This is a genomic window from Pseudomonas sp. St316, from assembly GCF_018325905.1.
Classification (GTDB): Bacteria; Pseudomonadota; Gammaproteobacteria; order Pseudomonadales; family Pseudomonadaceae; genus Aquipseudomonas.
Genome location: NZ_AP021901.1, coordinates 261162 through 281472 on the forward strand (window position 1 = coordinate 261162; position 20311 = coordinate 281472).

At 61.4% G+C, this 20311-nt stretch carries 16 protein-coding genes; 12 read left to right on the forward strand and 4 right to left on the reverse strand.

All coding sequences use genetic code 11. The features are described from left to right. Positions 1-252 precede the first annotated feature (252 nt). Positions 253-1437: a delta-9 fatty acid desaturase DesA gene (gene desA / locus KI237_RS01205; RefSeq protein ID WP_212798449.1), complete on the reverse strand. Its 1185-nt coding sequence runs from the start codon at positions 1435-1437 to the stop codon at positions 253-255. Between the two features lie 146 nt (positions 1438-1583). Here desA and dibA point away from each other — a divergent pair, with 146 nt between their 5' ends. After that, on the forward strand, positions 1584-3491 hold the full coding sequence (dibA, locus tag KI237_RS01210; RefSeq protein WP_212798450.1) for a phosphodiesterase DibA: 1908 nt from the start codon (positions 1584-1586) through the stop codon (positions 3489-3491). Between the two features lie 868 nt (positions 3492-4359). Here the strand turns inward: dibA and KI237_RS01215 are convergent. Next, a complete protein-coding gene (locus tag KI237_RS01215) occupies positions 4360-4743 on the reverse strand; it encodes a DUF6124 family protein (protein WP_212798451.1) in 384 nt (127 codons plus the stop codon). Between the two features lie 483 nt (positions 4744-5226). Between KI237_RS01215 and oscA the strand changes: the two genes are divergently transcribed. The 8 genes from oscA (at position 5227) to KI237_RS01255 (ending at position 13750) form a co-directional block, all read left to right on the forward strand. After that, positions 5227-5409 (forward strand): sulfur starvation response protein OscA, encoded by a 183-nt coding sequence (oscA, locus tag KI237_RS01220; protein WP_003186967.1) that lies wholly within the window; start codon positions 5227-5229, stop codon positions 5407-5409. Between the two features lie 132 nt (positions 5410-5541). Beyond that, entirely contained in the window at positions 5542-6555 is a 1014-nt protein-coding gene (locus tag KI237_RS01225; RefSeq protein ID WP_212798452.1) for a sulfate ABC transporter substrate-binding protein, read from the forward strand. Positions 6556-6698: 143 nt separating this feature from the next. After that, positions 6699-7517, forward strand: coding sequence for a sulfate ABC transporter permease subunit CysT (gene cysT / locus KI237_RS01230; RefSeq protein ID WP_013692011.1), 819 nt, complete (start codon positions 6699-6701; stop codon positions 7515-7517). A gap of 12 nt (positions 7518-7529) precedes the next feature. Further along, entirely contained in the window at positions 7530-8399 is an 870-nt protein-coding gene (gene cysW, locus KI237_RS01235; RefSeq protein ID WP_212798453.1) for a sulfate ABC transporter permease subunit CysW, read from the forward strand. Positions 8400-8402: 3 nt separating this feature from the next. After that, the gene (locus KI237_RS01240; RefSeq protein ID WP_212798454.1) at positions 8403-9392 is read left to right on the forward strand and encodes a sulfate/molybdate ABC transporter ATP-binding protein; all 990 of its coding nucleotides are present in this window, start codon (positions 8403-8405) and stop codon (positions 9390-9392) included. A 272-nt stretch (positions 9393-9664) separates the two neighbouring features. After that, the gene (locus tag KI237_RS01245) at positions 9665-11032 is read left to right on the forward strand and encodes a cytochrome C (RefSeq protein ID WP_212798455.1); all 1368 of its coding nucleotides are present in this window, start codon (positions 9665-9667) and stop codon (positions 11030-11032) included. After that, positions 11022-11531, forward strand: coding sequence for a sorbitol dehydrogenase (locus KI237_RS01250; RefSeq protein WP_212798456.1), 510 nt, complete (start codon positions 11022-11024; stop codon positions 11529-11531). Before KI237_RS01245 ends, KI237_RS01250 begins: the two co-directional genes overlap by 11 nt. Next, positions 11528-13750 (forward strand): GMC oxidoreductase, encoded by a 2223-nt coding sequence (locus KI237_RS01255; RefSeq protein WP_212798457.1) that lies wholly within the window; start codon positions 11528-11530, stop codon positions 13748-13750. The genes KI237_RS01250 and KI237_RS01255 overlap by 4 nt, the downstream gene beginning before the upstream one ends. 139 nt (positions 13751-13889) lie before the next feature. Here the strand turns inward: KI237_RS01255 and KI237_RS01260 are convergent, their stop codons facing one another. Next, complete coding sequence (locus tag KI237_RS01260) at positions 13890-14414, reverse strand: Mpo1 family 2-hydroxy fatty acid dioxygenase (RefSeq protein WP_212798458.1); 525 nt, start codon at positions 14412-14414, stop codon at positions 13890-13892. A gap of 87 nt (positions 14415-14501) precedes the next feature. On the opposite strand from KI237_RS01260, the gene KI237_RS01265 reads away from it, so the two are divergent. Further along, positions 14502-15188, forward strand: coding sequence for a Crp/Fnr family transcriptional regulator (locus KI237_RS01265; RefSeq protein ID WP_212798459.1), 687 nt, complete (start codon positions 14502-14504; stop codon positions 15186-15188). A 198-nt stretch (positions 15189-15386) separates the two neighbouring features. On the opposite strand, the gene KI237_RS01270 is transcribed toward KI237_RS01265, so the two are convergent. Then, positions 15387-16391, reverse strand: coding sequence for an AraC family transcriptional regulator (locus tag KI237_RS01270; RefSeq protein ID WP_212798460.1), 1005 nt, complete (start codon positions 16389-16391; stop codon positions 15387-15389). A 100-nt stretch (positions 16392-16491) separates the two neighbouring features. On the opposite strand from KI237_RS01270, the gene KI237_RS01275 reads away from it, so the two are divergent. Both KI237_RS01275 and KI237_RS01280 read left to right on the forward strand, forming a co-directional pair. Further along, positions 16492-17565, forward strand: coding sequence for a fatty acid desaturase (locus KI237_RS01275; protein WP_212798461.1), 1074 nt, complete (start codon positions 16492-16494; stop codon positions 17563-17565). Positions 17566-17938: 373 nt separating this feature from the next. Further along, the gene (locus KI237_RS01280) at positions 17939-19819 is read left to right on the forward strand and encodes a methyl-accepting chemotaxis protein (RefSeq protein ID WP_212798462.1); all 1881 of its coding nucleotides are present in this window, start codon (positions 17939-17941) and stop codon (positions 19817-19819) included. Positions 19820-20311 lie beyond the last annotated feature (492 nt).

Below are 20311 nucleotides of genomic sequence, written 5' to 3' on the forward strand. Positions count from 1 at the left end.
GCACGCGCTTTCTCCAAAGCCCGCCTGGATGGCGAAGTGCTCTTTGAGATAGGGGATTTGGGGCGAAGTTCCTTTCCAGGCGACGAAGGGCGGGGGATTTAGCGAGTCAGGTGCCAAGTGCTGAATCTGTGGCGAGGGAGCTTGCTCCCGCTTGAGCGCGAAGCGCTCACAAGAAAAGAAGGGCTGCTGCGCAGCCCAGCGGGAGCAAGCTCCCTCGCCACAAAAAAGCCCTTCCCCACAGGCGTTGCCTGGTCAGGCCGTGGCAGGCCGTAGCGAATAGGTCTTGAGTTGGTCGGCAAACTCGCGCAGGGACTGGATGCCGCTGGCCTCGGCCTCGTGGACCCATTCCTTGATGGCGGCGAGCATGTCGTGGCCGTTGCTGCTGGTCTTGACCCAGATCTGCTGCAAGGCCAGGCGTTTCTCATAGATCACCTTCAGCGCCTGGCTGTGTTCAAGCATGGTCTGGATGCGCACGTGGTGCCGGTCGTCCAGCAGGCTGGTTTCCCGCGACAGCAAGCGTTTGGCCCGGTGAAACTGGTGCCGCACCGAGTGATCGACCTTTTCCAATTCCTGCTTGACCAGCGGCGCGATCACCAGCCGGCGGTACTGCGCCATGATCTGGAAACGGTTGTTGAGAATCGCCATGGCCGTGTCCATGTCCAGGTGGCCCTTGCCTGCGACCCGGTGAGCGATCGGCGCAACCCGCTGGACCTTGGCCAGGCGCAGGAAACTGAACACCCTGATCCAGGCCCAGCCCAGGTCGAACTCCCATTTGCGTACCGACAGCTTGGCCGAGTTGGGGTAGGTGTGGTGGTTGTTGTGCAGTTCTTCGCCACCGATCAGGATGCCCCAGGGCACCAGGTTGGTCGCCGCGTCGCGGCATTCGAAGTTGCGGTAGCCCACGGCGTGGCCCAGGCCGTTGACCACGCCGGCGGCCCAGACGGGGATCCACATCATCTGGATGGCCCAGATAGTGATGCCGATGGTGCCGAACAGCAGCAGGTCGATGACGCCCATGATCGCCACGCCCAGCAGCGGGAAGCGGCTGTAGAGGTTGCGCTCGATCCAGTCTTCAGGGCAGTTCTTGCCGTAGATGCGCAGGGTTTCCGGGTTTTCCGCTTCGGCGCGATACAACTCGGCGCCTTTGCGCAGCACGGTGGACAAACCTTTTATGACCGGGCTGTGGGGGTCGTCGACGGTTTCGCACTTGGCGTGGTGCTTGCGGTGGATGGCGGTCCATTCGCGGGTGTTCTGCGCTGTGGTCAGCCACAGCCAGAAACGGAAGAAATGCTTGAGGCCGGCGTTGAGCTCCAGGGAGCGGTGCGCCGAATAACGGTGCAGGTAGACCGTGACGGCAATGATCGTGACGTGGGTCATCAGCAGGGTGACTGCCACCAGTGACCAGGCCGACAAGCCAAGAAAACCTTCGTACCACATAGGCTGTAGGGCCCTCGATAAAGATAGAAACTGCCGTTGCATTATCACCAGCCCTACAGATAAAACCAGTCGGCCTTTCAGATAAGAGTGGCTGGATGTTTCTTCCTCTATAATCCCTACCTCTCTGTAGGGACATGGATGGCCGAATGCCTGCCTATCAACGCAGTGCCATGCGCGTAGCGCTGCTTTACCTCGTGTTGTCAGTTGTCTGGCTGCAGCTGATTGGTTATTTATTGAGCAGTTTCTTCGATCAATTCGCTGACAGGCAACGCTGGCTGCTGATCAACGGTTATGCCTGGGTCCTGCTCAGCGCCGGCTTGATCTTCCTGGCGCGGGCGCGAATCTCACGATTTTTCACCAAGGATGAGCAGGGCGACGATCGCGAGCGCCTGCGCCAGGCGGCCGCGGTCTTCGATTGCACCCGCGAAGGGGTGTTGGTGACGGACCGCAACGGCCTGATCGTGCACGTGAACCGGGCCTTCATGGCGATCACCGGTTATGAGGAGCACGCGGTCCTGGGCCAGCGTCCCAACCTGTTCAAGTCCGGTCGCCATGGGCCGGAGTTCTATCGCGATATGTTTGCCTCCCTGAGCAGCCTGGGCGAGTGGAGCGGCGAGATCTGGAACCGACGTAAAAGTGGTGAGATCTACCCGCAATGGCAGACGATCCGCGTCATTCGCGACGACAGCGGCGAGGTCAGCCATTATGTCGCGGTGTTTTCGGACATCAGCGCCATCAAGGACTCCGAGCACGAACTGGCCTACCTGGCACATCACGACCCGCTGACAGGCTTGCCCAACCGCCTGCTGTTTTCTGATCGCACCGAGCAGGCCCTGGCGTCTGCGCAATTGTACAAGCGTGGCTGTGCCCTGTTGCTGCTGGACCTGGATCACTTCAAGAACATCAATGACAGCCTGGGTCACAACGTGGGCGATGAATTGCTCAAGGGCGTGGCCGAGCGGTTCTGCGGGCTTTTTGCGCCGGGCGTGACCCTGGCCCGGCTGGGAGGTGACGAATTTGCGGTGCTGGTGGAAAACTGCTCGCAGCCAGGTCAGGCAGCGGCGTTGGCCCGGCGTATCCTCGATGCGTTGAAAGAGCCCCTCTGGCTCGGTGATCATGCATTGTTCATCAATGCCAGCATCGGCATCAGCCTGTTTCCCGGCGATGCCCTGAGCGCCGGGCAGCTGCTGCGCAATGCCGATTCGGCGTTGTTCAAGGCCAAGAGCGCCGGACGCGACGGCTACGCCCTGTACACCGAGGAACTCACCGCCCACGCTCAGCAACGGGTCGAGATTGCCTTCGAACTGCGGCGCGCGCTGCAACAGCAGGAGCTGCGTGTTCACTACCAGCCGGTACACGACCTGGCGACCAGCCGGCTGATCGGCGTCGAGGCGTTGGTGCGCTGGGAGCATCCCACGCGAGGGTTGGTGTCGCCGGCCGAGTTCATTCCCATCGCTGAGCGTACTGGCCTGATTGCCCAGGTCGATGCCTGGGTCATGGACCAGGCCTGCCGCCAGATGTGCCAGTGGCAGCAGGCCGGCGTGGCGCTGTCGTTTGTCGCCGTCAACGTATCGAGTCGGTTGTTTGCTCGTCGTGAGTTGTATGACCAGGTCGCCCAGGTGTTGCACGACACGGGCCTGGATCCGGCCTGCCTGGAACTGGAAGTGACGGAAAGCGCAGTGATGGAAGACCCGGAGGTGGCGCTGGAGCAGATGCATCGCCTGCGGGAGCTGGGCGTGCGCCTGGCCATCGATGATTTCGGCACGGGTTATTCGTCGCTGCTGCGCCTCAAGCGCCTGCCGGTGCAGAAGCTCAAGATTGACCAGGGCTTTGTCGCCGGCTTGCCGTGGGACGAGGACGACGCGGCGATCGTCCGGGTGATCATCGCCCTGGCTCGGAGCATGGGCATGCAAGTGCACGCCGAGGGCATCGAGCAGCGTGAGCAGGCGGCGTTCCTGCTGGAACAGGCTTGTGAGCTGGGGCAGGGCTACTGGTTTGGCCGGCCCGTGGCGGCGGGGCAGTTGGATTGGGGGCGGGCGCCGGTTATTGCTTGATCATCCGTGGCAGGGATGTTGGCCGAGTACATATCCATTGTTGCGGTAACGGCGGCTTATGGTTCCGCCCTGACGGCGGGTCACTTTCGAAAAGCGCGAAAGTAACCAAAGCGCTCATGCCCCACCACTCGGCACCTCGCCTAGGCTCGGTGTGCCCTCACTCCGGCATTGCTCCGTGGGCCCGCCGCGAAGGGCCATCCATGGCCCAGCGCGGCTATCCCGGCATCCATGCCGGGATGCCCACTGCGCAATACCTGCGTTCGGCCAGCGTGGTTAACGGGGCGCCGAGATCAACGTCCTCCGCGAGGCGGCCTTAGAGCCGACCTGGTTCTTTCGGTCGTACACCTGTCAGATCTGTGGGAGCAAAGCTTGCTCGCGAGGCGGCCTTACAGCCGGCCTGTACCCCGATCCAATTGTGGGAGCGAGCCTGCTCGCGATGGCGTCGGCTCAGTTGGCATTGATAGGGACTGATACACCGCTTCGCGAGCAGGCTCGCTCCCACAATGGATTGGCGTTGAACTGCAGATTCGGTTCGACACAGAACCCTGTGGGAGCGAGCTTGCTCGCGATGGCGTCGGTTCAGTTGGCACGGATAGGGACTGATGCATCGCTATCGCGAGCAGGCTCGCTCCCACAATGGATTGGCGTTGAACTGCAGATTCGGTTCGACACAGAACCCTGTGGGAGCGAGCTTGCTCGCGATGGCGTCGGTTCAGTTGGCACGGATAGGGACTGATGCATCGCTATCGCGAGCAGGCTCGCTCCCACAATGGATTGGCGTTGAACTGGAGATTCGGTTCGACACAGAACCCTGTGGGAGCGAGCTTGCTCGCGATGGCGCCGGTTCAGCCTGCATCAATGCAAAGCTCTACATCTTGGCGCCGGGCGCCACCGCCTCCTTGGTTTCCAAATGATCCAACGCCCGCTCGACCAACAACTGCACCCCATCGGCCATGCGACTGATCGCCAGGGCGACGCAGCGGCGTGAGTCGTCGACGTCGTCAGCCAGGTCGGCGGCGATGGTGCTGATGGACAGCAGGTCTTCGGAGGCGTTGGCCAGCAGGGTTTCGGTGTCGATGTGGGGGGAGACGATGAAGAGTTGGTTTTTGTCGGGTTCGGGCGGTGAGGCGGGCTTGGGGTTGAGGTAGTAGTCGAGGGCGCGGGTGGCGGCGTCTTCGAGCTTTTTTTCTTCGAGGATTTCGACGCGGGATTTGTGATTGTTTTGCGGTGAATCAGTTGAAGATTTAGGCATTGTTGAACTCCATGGTTTAGGAGCCAACACCGTTTCGCTTGCACATTCGAAAGAGGTGGCAGCTATACATAGGTGTGCAAGACCGGTGGAGTATCCGGCAGACCCGAAGGTCTCCCATGCACAGCTGCCATAACGATTCGCGAGCATAGAAAAATGCCCGATCAATAGCCATGACAATTGTGTCTCCACCGGACTTGCACGTCCGCGTCACCGTTTTTTTCGATGACGAACCAAAAGGTTAGCGACGCATAACCGTGGTGCCTAGTTCATGAACACCCCGGCGTCTTGAAGGAAATCTCCGAGGGTTTGGCAGGGAAAAGCCCCCAATCCTCCCTGCCGTAGGACGTCAGCCACTTTATGTGATTTTGGTTATATAAAAATTCTTAAATAGTCTTTTTAAGAATATTCGCACTTATCTAGTATTGCTCCCACGCCGCAAGCAGTGCCGCCCACTGCCAGGCATTCATTCAAAGGAGCAGCAGCATGAGCGCATCTCTACGTAGCGTTGACGGACAGGACGAAGCCACCATCTTGCGTGAGATCCAGAGCGCGTTGCGCGATCTGCGCTTTGGGGCAGTGGAAATCACCGTGCACAACGCGCAAGTGGTTCAGATCGAACGCAAGGAAAAATTCCGCTTGCAGCAGCCGAGCCATAAGCCGTCTTGAAAAAGCCAAAAGATCGCAGCCTTCGGCAGCTCCTACAGGGGGGCTTGGCGTAGGAGCTGCCGAAGGCTGCGATCGTTTCACGGCCACAACGATTTCTAAGCCATAAAAACCAGAATTCCAGGAGCTTTCACCATGTCGTCCATTCGTCGTTATGCCCTGGCCGCCTTGGCCAGTGCTGTTTTTGCCGGTTCCGCCGTCGCCAAGGATTACGAGTTGCTCAATGTGTCCTACGACCCGACCCGTGAGCTTTATCAGGATTACAACGCCGAATTCGCCAGCTTCTGGAAGAAGGCGCACCCGGACGACAACGTGAAGATCCAGCAGTCCCATGGTGGTTCGGGCAAGCAAGGCCGGGCGGTGATCGATGGTCTGCGGGCCGACGTGGTGACCCTGGCCCTGGCTGGCGACATCGATGAAATCGCCAAGCTGGGCAAGTCCCTGCCAGCGGACTGGCAAACACGCCTGCCGGAGGCCAGCACGCCTTATACCTCGACCATCGTGTTCCTGGTGCGCAAGGGCAACCCCAAGGGCATCAAGGATTGGGGCGACCTGATCAAGAATGACGTATCGGTCATCACCCCGAACCCGAAGACTTCCGGAGGTGCGCGCTGGAACTTCCTCGCCGCCTGGGCCTATGGCCTGAAGGCCAACGGGGGGGACGAAGCCAAGGCCAAGGAATACGTGCAAGCGCTGTTCAAGCATGTGCCGATCCTCGACACCGGCGCCCGTGGCTCGACCATTACCTTCGTCAACAACGGGCAGGGCGACGTGTTGCTGGCCTGGGAAAACGAAGCCTTCCTGGCGCTGAAGGAAGACGGCGGCGCCGACAAGTTCGACATCGTCGTGCCGTCGCTGTCGATCCTCGCCGAACCGCCCGTGGCGGTGGTGGACAAGAACGCCGAGAAAAAGGGCAACCTGGAGATCGCTGAGGCCTACCTCAAGCACCTGTACAGCCCGGCCGGCCAGGAAATCGCTGCGAAAAACTACTATCGCCCGCGTGACAAGGACGTGGCCGCCAAGTACGCCCGGCAATTTCCAAAGGTGGAGCTGGTGAGCATCGACAAGGACTTCGGCGGCTGGAAAACTGCCCAGCCGAAATTCTTCAACGATGGCGGCGTGTTCGACCAGATCTATCAGGCGCAGTAAGCTGGGGTTTCCTAGCAGTCGGTCAGCCACACAACCTGTGGGAGCGAGCTTGCTCGCGATAGGGCCATGCCAGTCGACAACTATGTTGGCTGATCCGCCGCCATCGCGAGCAAGCTCGCTCCCACAGTCAACCAAGGACTTCTATGTCGCGTCGCATATCCCCCGTCATACCCGGCTTCGGGCTGACGCTGGGCTACACCCTGGTGTACCTCAGTCTGATTGTGCTCATACCCCTGGCGGCGATGTTCGTGCATGCCGCCCAACTCACCTGGGAACAGTTCTGGGCGATCATTTCGGCGCCGCGGGTGCTGGCGGCCTTGAAACTCAGTTTCGGCACCGCACTGTACGCCGCCATCATCAACGGCGTGATCGGCACGCTGCTGGCCTGGGTGCTGGTGCGCTACACCTTCCCCGGTCGCAAGATCATCGATGCGATGATCGACCTGCCGTTCGCCTTGCCCACCGCCGTGGCCGGTATTGCCCTGACGGCGTTGTATGCGCCGACCGGACTGGTCGGCCAGTTCGCCACTGACCTGGGCTTCAAGATCGCTTATACGCCACTGGGCATCACCCTGGCGCTGACCTTCGTGACGCTGCCGTTCGTGGTGCGCACGGTGCAGCCGGTGCTGGCCGATATTCCCCGTGAAGTCGAAGAAGCCGCCGCTTGCCTGGGCGCCAAGCCGTGGCAGGTGTTCCGCCACATCCTCGTGCCGGCGTTGTTGCCGGCCTGGTTGACCGGCTTCGCCCTGGCCTTTGCCCGTGGCGTGGGCGAGTACGGTTCGGTGATTTTCATCGCCGGCAACATGCCGATGAAAACCGAGATCCTGCCGCTGCTGATCATGGTCAAGCTCGACCAATACGACTACACCGGCGCCACTTCCATCGGCGTGCTGATGCTGGTGGTTTCCTTCGTCCTGTTGCTGCTGATCAACCTGTTGCAGCGGCGCATCGAAACCCCATAAGGAGGCGCGAACATGTCCCAATCGTCTATTACCGCAGCCTCCACCAACGCCGCTCGCCGCGGCAGTGCGACGTCGCGGCGCGTGCTGATCGGTCTTGGCTGGCTGATCTTTGCGCTATTTTTGCTGTTGCCGCTGTTCATCGTGGTGTCCCAGGGCCTGAAGCTCGGGCTGGGGGCTTTTTTCACGGCGATCTTTGAGCCCGACGCGCTGTCAGCGTTGAAACTCACGGTGATTGCCGTGCTGATCTCGGTGCCGCTGAACCTGGTGTTCGGCGTCAGTGCCGCGTGGTGCGTGAGCAAGTATTCATTCCGTGGCAAGAGCATGCTGGTGACGCTGATCGACCTGCCGTTCTCGGTGTCGCCAGTGATCGCCGGCCTGGTCTATGTGCTGATGTTCGGCGCCCAGGGCTTGTTCGGGCCGTGGCTGTCGGATCACGACATCCAGATCGTCTTCGCGCTGCCCGGCATCGTACTGGCGACGATTTTCGTCACCGTGCCATTCGTGGCCCGTGAGCTGATCCCGCTGATGCAGGAGCAGGGCACCCAGGAAGAAGAGGCCGCGCGCCTGCTGGGCGCCAACGGCTGGCAGATGTTCTGGCATATCACCGTACCGAACATCAAGTGGGGGCTGATCTATGGCGTGGTGCTGTGTACCGCCCGGGCGATGGGCGAGTTCGGCGCGGTGTCGGTGGTGTCGGGGCACATTCGCGGGGTGACCAACACCCTGCCGCTGCACGTCGAGATCCTCTACAACGAATACAACCACGTGGCCGCGTTCGCCGTGGCGAGCCTGTTGCTGATCCTGGCGCTCTTGATCCTGCTGCTCAAGCAGTGGAGCGAAAACCGAATCAACCGCCTGCGCGCCAGCGCCGCGGAGGAATAAGTCATGTCGATCGAAGTCCGTAACGTCAGCAAGAATTTCAACGCGTTCAGGGCCCTGGACGAGATCAGCCTGGATATCCAGAGCGGCGAGCTGGTGGCGCTGCTGGGCCCGTCGGGCTGCGGCAAGACCACTCTGCTGCGGATCATCGCCGGCCTCGAAACCCCGGACCAAGGCAGCATCGTGTTCCACGGCGAGGACGTGTCCGGCCACGACGTGCGTGATCGCAACGTCGGTTTCGTGTTCCAGCACTACGCCTTGTTCCGCCACATGACGGTGTTCGACAACGTCGCCTTCGGCTTGCGCATGAAGCCCAAGAATCAGCGCCCGAACGAAAGCCAGATCGCGACCAAGGTCCATGAGCTGTTGAACATGGTGCAACTGGACTGGCTCGCCGACCGCTACCCGGAGCAGTTGTCCGGCGGCCAGCGCCAGCGTATCGCCCTGGCCCGTGCCCTGGCGGTGGAGCCCAAGGTGTTGTTGCTGGACGAACCGTTCGGCGCCCTTGACGCCAAGGTCCGCAAGGAACTGCGCCGCTGGCTGGCGCGGCTGCACGAGGACATCAACCTGACTTCCGTGTTCGTGACTCACGACCAGGAAGAGGCCATGGAAGTCGCCGACCGGATCGTGGTGATGAACAAAGGCGTGATCGAGCAGATCGGCTCGCCCGGCGACGTCTACGAAAACCCGGCCAGCGATTTCGTCTATCACTTCCTCGGCGACTCGAACCGCCTGCACTTGGGTGAAGACCGGCATGTGCTGTTCCGCCCTCACGAAGTTTCGCTGTCGCGCTCGGAACTGGAAGACCACCACGCCGCCCAAGTGCGCGACATTCGTCCATTGGGCGCCACCACTCGGGTGACCCTGAAGGTGGAAGGCCAGAGCGAGCTGATCGAAGCCGAGGTGGTGAAGGACCACGATAGCCTGGTGGGCCTGGCGAAGGGCGAGACGCTGTTCTTCAAGCCCAAGGTCTGGCAGAAAGTCGCCAACCTTTAAAAGCAAAAAGCATCGCGAGCAAGCTCGCTCCCACAGGGGATTTGTGAACGGCGCAGATCCATTGTGGGAGCGAGCTTGCTCGCGATGGCGCCCTCACTGACACCCCGAACCGAATCTGAATAACCCCACCCAACCTTGCTTCGATTGGTTCTACGCCAACGCCTTTTCCCCGCCCAAACCCTACCTAGACTCTGACAGGCCAGGAGGCAAGTGAGAGTCCATGACGGACCGGTGTTATCTCTCCTGGTGCCCTGATGCCAAGGAGAGAAAACATGAGCGTGGAAGTCAGTCGGTATGGCCCGTTTGGCTGTGCATTGTTAGGCGTCTTGCTGGCTCCGGCCACCAGCGCCGCCCCCTCGTTGTCCCCCCAGATACCCTTCGATGTCACGGTGACCAACCCCGTTTCACTGGTCAGCCTGCAAGCCAATTTCGATGAGCTGTCGTGGCAGACCTTCATTGCCCTGAACTGGCCCGCGCTGGATAACGGCGCTCCCAATGCCGGCACCCCCATCGGCAAGCAGGATGGCGCCACGGTTTGGGAAAGCTGGAAAGAGAGCTACCAGATTTTCCGGGCCAAGGGCCAGGCCCCGCTGCCCTGGAATGCCCCGGCGACCCTGCCTGAAGCGTGCAAGTCGCTCAAGCCCGGCCGCCTGTTGCAGCAAATGGGCAAGGTGCCCGATGTGCTGGATGAATTTATCCAGCCCTTCGAGAGCGGCCCGCTGGTGGACCAGAACGGCACCTATACGCGCAACGAAATCGTGGTCAACCAATCGATGTTCAACGGGATCGTCGACAACGGCCTGTACAGCATCGAAGGGCAGCAGACGTTTTTCGCCGCCAATGCGAAGAACGCCGTCGCCTTCAGCTGTGGTTCCACCGACACCCAGCAGGTCGGTGCGGTGATGGTGAAGGCGTCGTGGAAAGTGCTGGGCCCCAACGACAACCGCCAGGATTTTCATACCGTCGATGCGCTGGTCTACACCCCGGGGAACAACGACCCGAGCCATGGGCCGATTGTCGCGGAGTCGTGCGTGTCCGAGCCGGTCGGGTTGGTGGGGCTGCACATGGTCCATAAGACCACCAGCGCGGCGCAATGGGTCTGGTCAACCTTCGAGCATGTGAAAAACGTGCCGGAAAAAACCACGCCTGTTGCCCAGCGGACCGGACCCTATCTGTTCTACAACGCAGCCAGCAAAAGCGCTATCAACCAGCCGCCGCCACGGCCATGGAACCCGGCCGTCAAGGCGACGCCCTCGCAAATCGTGCGCGAAGTGCCGCTGACTGACGCCACCAAGACCCTGAATACCACCTATCAAGCGCTGTTGCGCACGGCCAACCCGCAGAGCGTCTGGGCCAACTATCAACTGATCAGTACCCAGTGGCCGTCAGACCCGCCCAAGAACTGCCAGGTATCGGCAGCCAACCCGTTGGGCAGTCCCGCGCCATTGTTCCTGGCCAACGCCACGCTGGAAACCTACATCCAGGGCACCGTGCCCCAGGCGTCCTCCAGTTGCATGGCCTGTCACGGCAACGCGGCCACCCATGTCACCGAGTCACCGCGTACCAGCTTCGCGGATTTCACCTATTTGCTCGAACGCGCACAGTCCACTGGCGGACAAGGAGTCAACCATGAGCAGTGATCTGGACAATTTCGTAGGCCTGTCATCGGCCCTGACCGGCATTCCCACCGATCGGCTGGCACCGGCGATCGACCAGGTGGGTTTGCCACCGATCTTTCTCGCGTTCATCACCCCGCGCATCACCCCGGCTGTGCTCAATACATTGCTGACCCAGTACGCCACGCTGGTGGCCGACCATATGTCCCCCGACCAGATCGCCAAGGCGGTGCTGATGGACGGATCGCGCCCAGCCGTCACGCAAGCGGCCCAAGCCGCGCGTTCGATCATGAAGCTCTGGTTGCTGGGGGTCTGGTATCAGCCCTATGCCACCGGCAGCTACAAATCGACCGACTCGACGGTGGTGTCCGACCAGGCCTACATCCAGAGCTGGGCCTGGAAAATCGCCCAGGCCCATCCCATGGGCTACAGCGAGATGTTTTTCGGCTATTGGAACACGACGCCGCCCAGCCTTGAGGACTACACCGGCGTGCCTGCCAACGCACAAGGAGCCTCGTCATGAGTACCGAACAAGCAGAGGTGATCATCGTTGGCGCGGGGCTGGCCGGCAGCATCATCGCTTATCAGTTGGGCATGGCGGGCGTGGACGTGCTGATACTCGAATCGGGGCCGGAGGTCCCGGCCAACCGTGCGCAATACTTGGAACGCTTCTACACGGCCACTCTGAAAACCCCGGAATCGCCCTATCCGCCGGTCTCGACCCTGGATACGCCACGCGATCCGAGCAAGGAAAATGCGCCTCGGGCGACCATCGCCGACCTGATCCTTCTCAAGGACAAGCCGCAATTGAGCTACTTGGTACAAAAAGGCCCGCTGCCCTTCAATAGCACCTATGAACGGGTGGGCGGCGGCACGACCTGGCATTGGGTCGGGACGTGCCTGCGCATGGTGCCGAACGATTTTCGCCTCAAGAGCAAGTACAACGTCGGGGTGGACTGGCCGATCGGTTACGACGATCTGCAAAGCGCCTATTGCCGGGCCGAGGCGGAAATTGGGGTATCGGCCAATGTCGCCGACCAGGCCTATCTGGGCATGACCTTTCCCGAGGGCTATTCATTCCCGATGCACAGCATTCCGTTGTCGTTGGTCGATGGCAGTTTTGTCACCGCCGTGACCGGGAAGACGTTTGACGGTTTGCCGCTGGTGGTCAGCCCGACGCCGGCCGGGCGCAATTCCCAGCCCTACGCCGGGCGCCGGGTGTGTGCCGGCAATACCAACTGCACGCCGATCTGCCCGATCCAGGCCAAGTACGACGCCACCGTGACCCTGAACAAGGCCCTGGCCACCGGCAAGGTCCGGGTGCTGTACCGGACCGTGGCCAGCAAAGTGACCGTGGGCCCTGACAAGCACATCAATGGCGTCCAATTCATTCAGTATCAGCTGGGCGAGGGACCGCAGACGGGCACCGGCGTGGCCATCGGGCAGCGTTACGTGATCGCCGCCCATGCCATTGAAACCCCTAAATTGCTGCTCAACTCCAAGACCCCGGCCTGGCCCAAAGGTGTGGCCAATAGCAGCGGGCAGGTGGGACGCAGTTTGTCCGACCATCCGATATACCTGGCGTGGGGGCTGATGCCGGAAGGCAAGACGGTGTTCCCGTACCGTGGCCCGGTGTCCACGGCGGGCATCGAGAGCCTGCGTGACGGCGATTTTCGTAGCCAGCGCGCGGCGTGGCGCATCGAAATCGGCAACGAGGGCTGGAACTGGCCGGTGGGCGATCCTTACGTCACCGTGGCCGATTTTATCGACGGGAAGAACAAAAGCTGCAGCAACCCATTGCCCTCGAAGGAGACACCGCCGCCGCCCACTGAAGCGCTTTACGGCACGGCACTGATTCAAAAGCTCAACGATCTGTTCATCCGTCAGTTCCGGATCGGATTTTTGGTGGAGCAGGTGGAGGAGCATCCCGACCAGGCCAACAGCTACATCGTGCCTTCGACGGATAACTACACGGATGGGCTTGGCATTCTTCGGCCGGAAATCCACTACGACCTGTCCGACTACACCAAGGAAGGTTTCAGGCAGGCGAAGATATTGGCGAGCCACATCATCAAGGACCTGCTCGGTGCCGTGGAACTGACGGTACCCATTGGGGGAGGGACATTCAGATACAAAGACGAGGATTACAGCTTCCAGGGCGCCGGGCACCTGATGGGCACCTATCGCATGGGCGATGATCCGGCCAAGTCGGTGGTGGACAAGTACCAGCGCAGTTGGGACCACAAGAACCTGTTCCTGGTGGGCGATGGCGTCTTTCCCAGCACCGGTACCTCGAACCCGAGCCTGACGATTGCGGCGCTGTCGTTCCAGGCCGGGGACACCGTGGCCAACGACCTGAAGGCGGTGACGATGCAGGTTCAATCCAACATCGCCTGGCAGGGCACCGGTGTGCAGGTCAACGGGTTGGTGCCGCGCCTGGTTCGCTACGTCAGTGGGCTATGGTGTGCCAGTCCGCAGGGCGGCAATGTCGATGGAAAGGGCGGTTCCAGGCACATCGATTACAGCAGCTATGCCTTGCCCGGTGCCGCCGAAGGTGCCTTGATCGGGCGCGTGGGCAATGCTGGCAAGCCGTTCCTGGTGGGTGATCTGGGGCAGGTTCCGGGCGATCAGCAAGGGGAACTGCAACTGTGCATCAACGATGACCTGACCGGGCAGTACGGGTCTGGCTTGAAAGACAACACCGGCGCGCTGACGATACGGGTCGAGTTCGGTGCGCTGTAACTGGAGCGGTAAAACCTAACGCTTGTGGGAGCAAGGCTTGCCCGCGATGCAAACACCTCGGTGTAGCGGATAGACCGAGGTGATGCCTTCGCGGGCAAGCCTTCCTCCCACAGAGGGGGCGGCGGGTATTACGTTGTTCTCAGGCCGCCGAACGCTGGCTGCGCAACGCCACCGGCCCGACGCGCTCTTCGATGGCCCGCTTCAGTTCGCCGCGAAGCCCCAGCAGAAAACCCGCCTCCACCACCACAAACAGCGGCCCGACAATCAACCCTGTGAGGTCGTCGACGAACGCCGGCTTGCGGCCTTCGTAATAGTGGCCGACGAACTGGATCGCCCAGCCCACCACGAACATGCCCAGGCCACTGCCCAGCCATACCGAGGTGCTTTGTGCGGCGAGTATCTGGCCCAGCCAAACTGCCAGGGCCAGCAGCGCCGTCATCAGCAGTCCCAGGCGCAACTCCAGGCGCAGATAGAACCAGGCACTGGCCGCCGCGACCAGCAGCGCCGGCGACACCAGGACCGCGCCCACTGGCCAGCCTGGGCGTGACAGCAGCACGGCGACGGCGACGAAAATCAGCGGGATACCGATGAAATGGCTGGCGATGTTGCGCGGGTCGCGGTGATAAGCCGCGTATTGACTGAGATGATCGACGAGGCTTTTCATTGTTGTTCCTCCTGAGGTGATGCCTGCATGATGCCCAGGTACCGCAAGGTGTTCTGTCAGTTAGCCGACACTTGTCCCGGAGTTTCCATGAATTCGCATCCCTGGCACTCACACCTGATGGCCGGCCATTGGTACAGCCATCTGCCTGCTGAGTTACAGAATAGTCTGCTGGGCATGGCGCGGGTGCGCCGCCTGCCGCCGGGCCATCGACTGTTCCAGCGCGGCGATCCACCGTGCGGGCTGTATGCCGTACTGGAAGGCGCGGTGCGCGTCGGTGCGGTGAACGAGCAGGGCAAGGAGGCGTTGCTGAGCGTGGTGGAGGCGCCCCACTGGTTCGGTGAAATCTGCCTGTTCGATGGCCAGCCGCGAACCCATGATGCGGTCGTGGTGGGTCAATGTACGCTGCTGCACTTGCCCCAGGCGCCGTTGCTGGCCTTCCTGCAGGAGCAGCCGGTCTACTGGCGGCATCTCGCATTGTTGATGAGCCACAAGCTGCGCCTGGCCTTCATCAACCTCGAACACCTGAGCCTGATGCCCGCCCCGGCCCGCGTGGCCCACCGCCTGCTGCTGATCGCCGAAGGCTACGGCGAGATCGAACCGGCCCGACGGGTTCTGCAACTGCCCCAGGAGCAACTGGCGCTGATGCTCGCGCTGTCACGCCAGACCACCAACCAGATCCTCAAGGACCTGCAGGCCCAGGGCATTCTTCACCTCAGTTATGGCGAGATCGAAATCCTCGACATCGAGCGGTTGCGAGCGTTGACTACAATCTGAACCCGACCTGAACCTTGTGGGAGCGAGCTTGCTCGCGATGAGGGCCTAACATTCAACATCAACGTTGACTGTTGTACCGCCGTCGCGAGCAAGCTCGCTCCCACAGGGGGTGATGTTGTCGCCGATATTGCGCTCATACCGATTCCAATGTGGGAGCGAGCCTGCTCGCGATAGGGCCAGTGCAACCAACGCAAATCCCTAGCGCAAGCCCTCCCGAAACTGCCCCGGCGTCATTCCGGTCCAGCGCTTGAATGCGCGGCTGAAGCTGCTGGTATCGGCAAAGCCCAACAGGTAGCTGACTTCGCTCAGCGAGCAGTTCGGATCCCGCAGGTGCAGCAGCGCGAGGTTTTCCCGGCACTCGTTGAGCAGGGCGTCGAAGCGGCAGCCTTCGTCGGCCAGGTGCCGTTGCAGGCTGCGCAGGCTCAGGTGCATGGCTTGGGCGATGCGTTCAGCACTGGGCTCGCCTTCGGGCAGTTGGGCCTCGATGGCCGCGCGTACCTTGCGTTCCCAGGTCAGCGGCTTGAGCTGCGCCAGGGTGCGTTCGAGCACTGTTTCGTTGTGCTCGGCCAGTTCCGGATTGGCGTCGTCCAGGTGGCTGTCGAAATCGGTGAGGTTGAACTCCAGGCAATCCTGGGCCGCGCCGAAATACATCGGCGAGCGGAACACTTTGTGCCAGGGGCTGGGGTCCGCCGGTTCCGGGCGCCGCAGGTACACCGCCAGCGGTGCGTAATCGCGACCGAGGCGGTTGCGACAAGTGCGCACGTAAATCGCCGCGAACGCGTCGATGGCTTCAAAGGCTGGCGCCGGTCGACCCTGGGGCACATCGAGACTGAAGCGGTAGCGGTCTTCGCCGCGGCTCAATTGCAGGGTCAGCGCATCGCTGACCACCGGGTGATAGCGCACGATCCGCTCGAACACTTCCCGCAGGCTGCCGCTGGCCACCAGGGCATAACCCAGTGCGTGAAACGTGGTGGGGCTGACGAAGCGCGATACCCGCAGGCCAATGGCCGGGTCGCCGCTGGCCTGCACGGCCAATGCCCACAGACGCGTGGTGGCCGAGAGCGGGTAACGGGCGTTCGGGTCGTCCATCCATTGCGGGTCGAGGCCGGCCTCCAGGCACAGGGCATGACTGTCCAGGCCCAGCGCATCGAGCTGTTTGCGCAGGGCGCGGGTCCAGCTGGCAAGGGAGGTCGGTTCAGTCATGACGATTGGCGCTTGCGGTCAACAGGTTGGCGTTTACGGCTACCACCCCAGGGGGCAACGCCCGGCAGGATGAGCTCATCTCTAACAGAGGATGTAAGCCATGCACGGCACTTGCGCAAGCCCCGAGCGATTGAATGCACAACAGCGAGCCGCCCATATTCGCCAGGTGGTCCTGGCCCGGGGCGATGAACTGCGCCAGCGTTATCCGATCCTGCGTCATCAGGATGCGCTGGGTGCGGGCATCCTGGCGTTCGCCCTGGTCGGGATGATCGGTTCGGCGCTGCTCTACATCAACGGTTACCTGGCCGGATGGGCGTGCCTGTTGCTCAACGCGTTTTTCGCATCGCTGACCCACGAGCTGGAACATGACCTGATCCACAGCATGTATTTTCGCAAGCAACGCCTGCCCCATAATTTGATGATGGGATTGGTCTGGCTGGCGCGGCCGAGCACGATCAACCCGTGGATCCGCCGCCACCTGCACCTCAATCACCACAAGGTGTCCGGCAGCGAAGCCGACATGGAGGAGCGCGCCATCACCAACGGCGAGCCCTGGGGGCTGGCGCGGTTGCTGATGGTCGGTGATAACGTGATGTCGGCCTTCATCCGCCTGTTGCGGGCCAAGACCTGGACGCACAAGCGCAGCATCCTCAAGCGCACGCTGAAGGTGTATTTCCCGCTGGCGTTGCTGCATTGGGGGACCTGGTATGTGTTTCTCGGTTTCCATGGGGCCAACGGCATCGCCGGTCTGCTGGGCATGTCGATCGATTGGTCGACGACCACGCTGTCGGTCATGCACGTGATCGACATCGCGGCGGTGGTAATCATCGGCCCGAATGTATTGCGCACTTTTTGCCTGCATTTCATCAGCTCGAACATGCACTACTACGGCGACATCGAGCCGGGCAATGTCATCCAGCAGACCCAGGTGCTCAACCCTTGGTGGCTGTGGCCGTTGCAGGCGTTCTGCTTCAACTTCGGCAGCAGCCATGGCATTCATCATTTCGTGGTGAAGGAACCGTTCTATATTCGCCAACTGACGGTGCCGGTGGCTCACAAGGTGATGCGCGAGATGGGTGTGCGGTTCAATGATTTCGGCACGTTCGGGCGGGCGAATCGGTTTGTGCGCGCGGAGCGTGTGCTGCGCGATGAGGTGGGTACGGCTCGGGTTTGAGACGCAGCACCTTAGGCATGAAAAACACATCCTGTGGCGAGGCAATTCATCCCCCCGCCACATTGGGCTCTTCGCCCATGTCGCAATAGCTCAGGCTGCCGCACGAGGCGACGTGGGTTTCGTTCGCAGCCACGTATTGAGCCAGCCGTTATGCCGGCGCAAGAGCACCTATACTGCAAACGCGGGTGCAACCCTGTTCACCTGCCGTGTCCTCCCGTCGCCTATTTCTTCGACACCCTAATTATTTGTACAGCTTTGCCGACAGATTGGTATGCGTGCACCAAAGTGGAGCGAAGTGATAACCGCTCGCACTGCTACACGGAACGTTGCAAACCTGGAATGCATCCCCACTCCTGCATAAGAAGCCTACTCAATGAATCTGAAATTCAGCCATAAAATCCTTCTTGCCGCCTCCGGTGTGGTGGTTCTGGCTTTTGCCCTGTTCACGCTCTACAACGATTATTTGCAGCGCAACACCATCGGCAGCAGCCTTGAGTCGTCCATCGAGCAATCCGGCGACCTGACCGCCAGCAGCATCCAGAACTGGATGAGTGGCCGGATACTGGTGCTGGAAAACCTGGCGCAAAACATCGCGCACCAGGGCGCTTCTGCCGATCTGCCGGGGTTGGTCGATCAGCCAGCGCTGACGTCGAACTTCCAGTTCACTTATGTGGGCCAGGCCAACGGTGTCTTCACCCAACGCCCTGATGCAAAAATGCCTGACGGCTACGACCCGCGTCAGCGCCCTTGGTACAAGCAGGCGGTGACTGCCGATAAAACCATGCTGACCCCGCCTTATTCGGCGGCGGTGGGCGGCCTGGTGGTGACCGTTGCCCTGCCGGTGAAGCACAATGGCGAACTGCTCGGCGTGGTAGGTGGTGACCTGAGCCTGGAAACCCTGGTGAAAATCATCAACTCCGTGGACTTCGGTGGTATCGGCCATGCGTTCCTGGTCAGCGGCGACGGTCAGGTGATCGTCAGCCCGGAAAAAGACCAGGTGATGAAGAACCTCAAGGACATCTACCCAGGTACTGCGGTGCGCATTGGCAAGGGTATCCAGGAGGTTGAGCTGAACGGGCAGGACCGTATCCTTTCGTTTACTCCAGTGACTGGCTTGCCGAACGCCGAGTGGTACATCGGCCTGTCGATCGATAAGGCCAAGGCCTACGCGCCGCTGAGCCAGTTCCGTACGTCTGCGTTGATTGCGATGTTTGTCGCGGTGGCGGCCATTGCGTTGCTGCTGAGCATGCTGATCCAAGTGTTGATGCGTCCATTGACCACCATGGGCCGCGCCATGCAGGACATCGCCCAGGGCGAAGGCGACCTGACCCGGCGCCTGGTCGTGCAGGGCAAGGATGAATTCGCAGTGTTGGGAGGTTCGTTCAACCAGTTCGTGGAGCGGATTCACGCGTCGATCTCGGAAGTGTCTTCCGCGACTCGCCAGGTGCATGACCTGTCGCAGCGGGTGATGACTTCGTCCAATGCGTCGCTCGTCGGCTCGGATGAACAGAGCGCCCGTACCAACAGCGTGGCCGCGGCCATCAACCAGTTGGGCGCCGCGACCCAGGAAATCGCCCGCAATGCCGCCGATGCCTCGCAACATGCCAGCGGTGCCAGCGAACAGGCTGATGACGGTCGCCAGGTGGTGGAGAAAACCATCCAGGCCATGACCGAGCTGTCGCAGAAGATCAGCCTTTCGTGCACCCAGATCGAAACCCTGAACGCCAGCACCGACAACATCGGGCACATCCTGGACGTGATCAAGGGCATCTCCCAGCAAACCAACCTGTTGGCCCTGAACGCGGCCATCGAAGCAGCCCGTGCCGGTGAAGCCGGCCGTGGTTTTGCGGTGGTGGCCGATGAAGTGCGCAACCTGGCGCACCGCACCCAGGAGTCGGCGGAAGAAATCCACAAGATGATCACCTCGCTGCAGGTCGGCTCCCGTGAGGCGGTGACCACGATGAACGCCAGCCAGACCTCCAGCGAAGAAAGCGTGGAAGTGGCCAACCAGGCCGGCCTGCGCCTGGTCAGCGTAACGCAGCGCATCGGTGAGATCGACGGCATGAACCAGTCGGTGGCCGCCGCGACCGAAGAACAGACGGCCGTGGTGGAAACCCTCAACATGGACGTCAGCCACATCAACCTGCTGAACCAGCAGAGCGTGGCCAACCTCAATGAAACCCTGAAGGATTGCGATGCCTTGTCGCAACAGGCGAACCGGTTGAAGCAACTGGTGGACAGCTTCAAGATCTGACCCAGTCACAAGCCGACCCACCGCCATCGCGAGCAAGCTCGCTCCCACAAGGGATTGGCGGTGGCTCGGGATTTTGCATCTCCCGGAACCAAAACCGTGGGAGCGAGCTTGCTCGCGATGACGGCGGCTCAGCCAACATCACTGCCAGCCGACCCACCGCCATCGCGAGCAAGCTCGCTCCCACCAGGGATTGGCGGTGGCTCGGGATTTTGCATCTCCCGGAACCAAAACCGTGGGAGCGAGCTTGCTCGCGATGACGGCGGCACAGCCAACATCACTGCCAGCCGACCCACCGCCATCGCGAGCAAGCTCGCTCCCACCAGGGATTGGCGGTGGCTCGGGATTTTGCACCTCCCGGAACCAAAACCGTGGGAGCGAGCTTGCTCGCGATGACGGCGGCACAGCCAACATCACGGCCAGTTGACCCACCGCTTTCGCGAGCAAGCTCGCTCCCACCAGGGATTGGCGGTGGCTCGGGATTTTGCCCCCTCC

Excerpts from the sequence above, each read along its gene's own strand:
- desA (WP_212798449.1), bottom strand. The coding sequence starts at position 1,437 with ATGTGGTACGAAGGTTTTCTTGGCTTGTCGGCCTGGTCACTGGTGGCA.
- dibA (WP_212798450.1), top strand. The coding sequence starts at position 1,584 with ATGCCTGCCTATCAACGCAGTGCCATGCGCGTAGCGCTGCTTTACCTC.
- KI237_RS01215 (WP_212798451.1), bottom strand. The coding sequence starts at position 4,743 with ATGCCTAAATCTTCAACTGATTCACCGCAAAACAATCACAAATCCCGC.
- oscA (WP_003186967.1), top strand. The coding sequence starts at position 5,227 with ATGAGCGCATCTCTACGTAGCGTTGACGGACAGGACGAAGCCACCATC.
- KI237_RS01225 (WP_212798452.1), top strand. The coding sequence starts at position 5,542 with ATGTCGTCCATTCGTCGTTATGCCCTGGCCGCCTTGGCCAGTGCTGTT.
- cysT (WP_013692011.1), top strand. The coding sequence starts at position 6,699 with ATGTCGCGTCGCATATCCCCCGTCATACCCGGCTTCGGGCTGACGCTG.
- cysW (WP_212798453.1), top strand. The coding sequence starts at position 7,530 with ATGTCCCAATCGTCTATTACCGCAGCCTCCACCAACGCCGCTCGCCGC.
- KI237_RS01240 (WP_212798454.1), top strand. The coding sequence starts at position 8,403 with ATGTCGATCGAAGTCCGTAACGTCAGCAAGAATTTCAACGCGTTCAGG.
- KI237_RS01245 (WP_212798455.1), top strand. The coding sequence starts at position 9,665 with ATGAGCGTGGAAGTCAGTCGGTATGGCCCGTTTGGCTGTGCATTGTTA.
- KI237_RS01250 (WP_212798456.1), top strand. The coding sequence starts at position 11,022 with ATGAGCAGTGATCTGGACAATTTCGTAGGCCTGTCATCGGCCCTGACC.
- KI237_RS01255 (WP_212798457.1), top strand. The coding sequence starts at position 11,528 with ATGAGTACCGAACAAGCAGAGGTGATCATCGTTGGCGCGGGGCTGGCC.
- KI237_RS01260 (WP_212798458.1), bottom strand. The coding sequence starts at position 14,414 with ATGAAAAGCCTCGTCGATCATCTCAGTCAATACGCGGCTTATCACCGC.
- KI237_RS01265 (WP_212798459.1), top strand. The coding sequence starts at position 14,502 with ATGAATTCGCATCCCTGGCACTCACACCTGATGGCCGGCCATTGGTAC.
- KI237_RS01270 (WP_212798460.1), bottom strand. The coding sequence starts at position 16,391 with ATGACTGAACCGACCTCCCTTGCCAGCTGGACCCGCGCCCTGCGCAAA.
- KI237_RS01275 (WP_212798461.1), top strand. The coding sequence starts at position 16,492 with ATGCACGGCACTTGCGCAAGCCCCGAGCGATTGAATGCACAACAGCGA.
- KI237_RS01280 (WP_212798462.1), top strand. The coding sequence starts at position 17,939 with ATGAATCTGAAATTCAGCCATAAAATCCTTCTTGCCGCCTCCGGTGTG.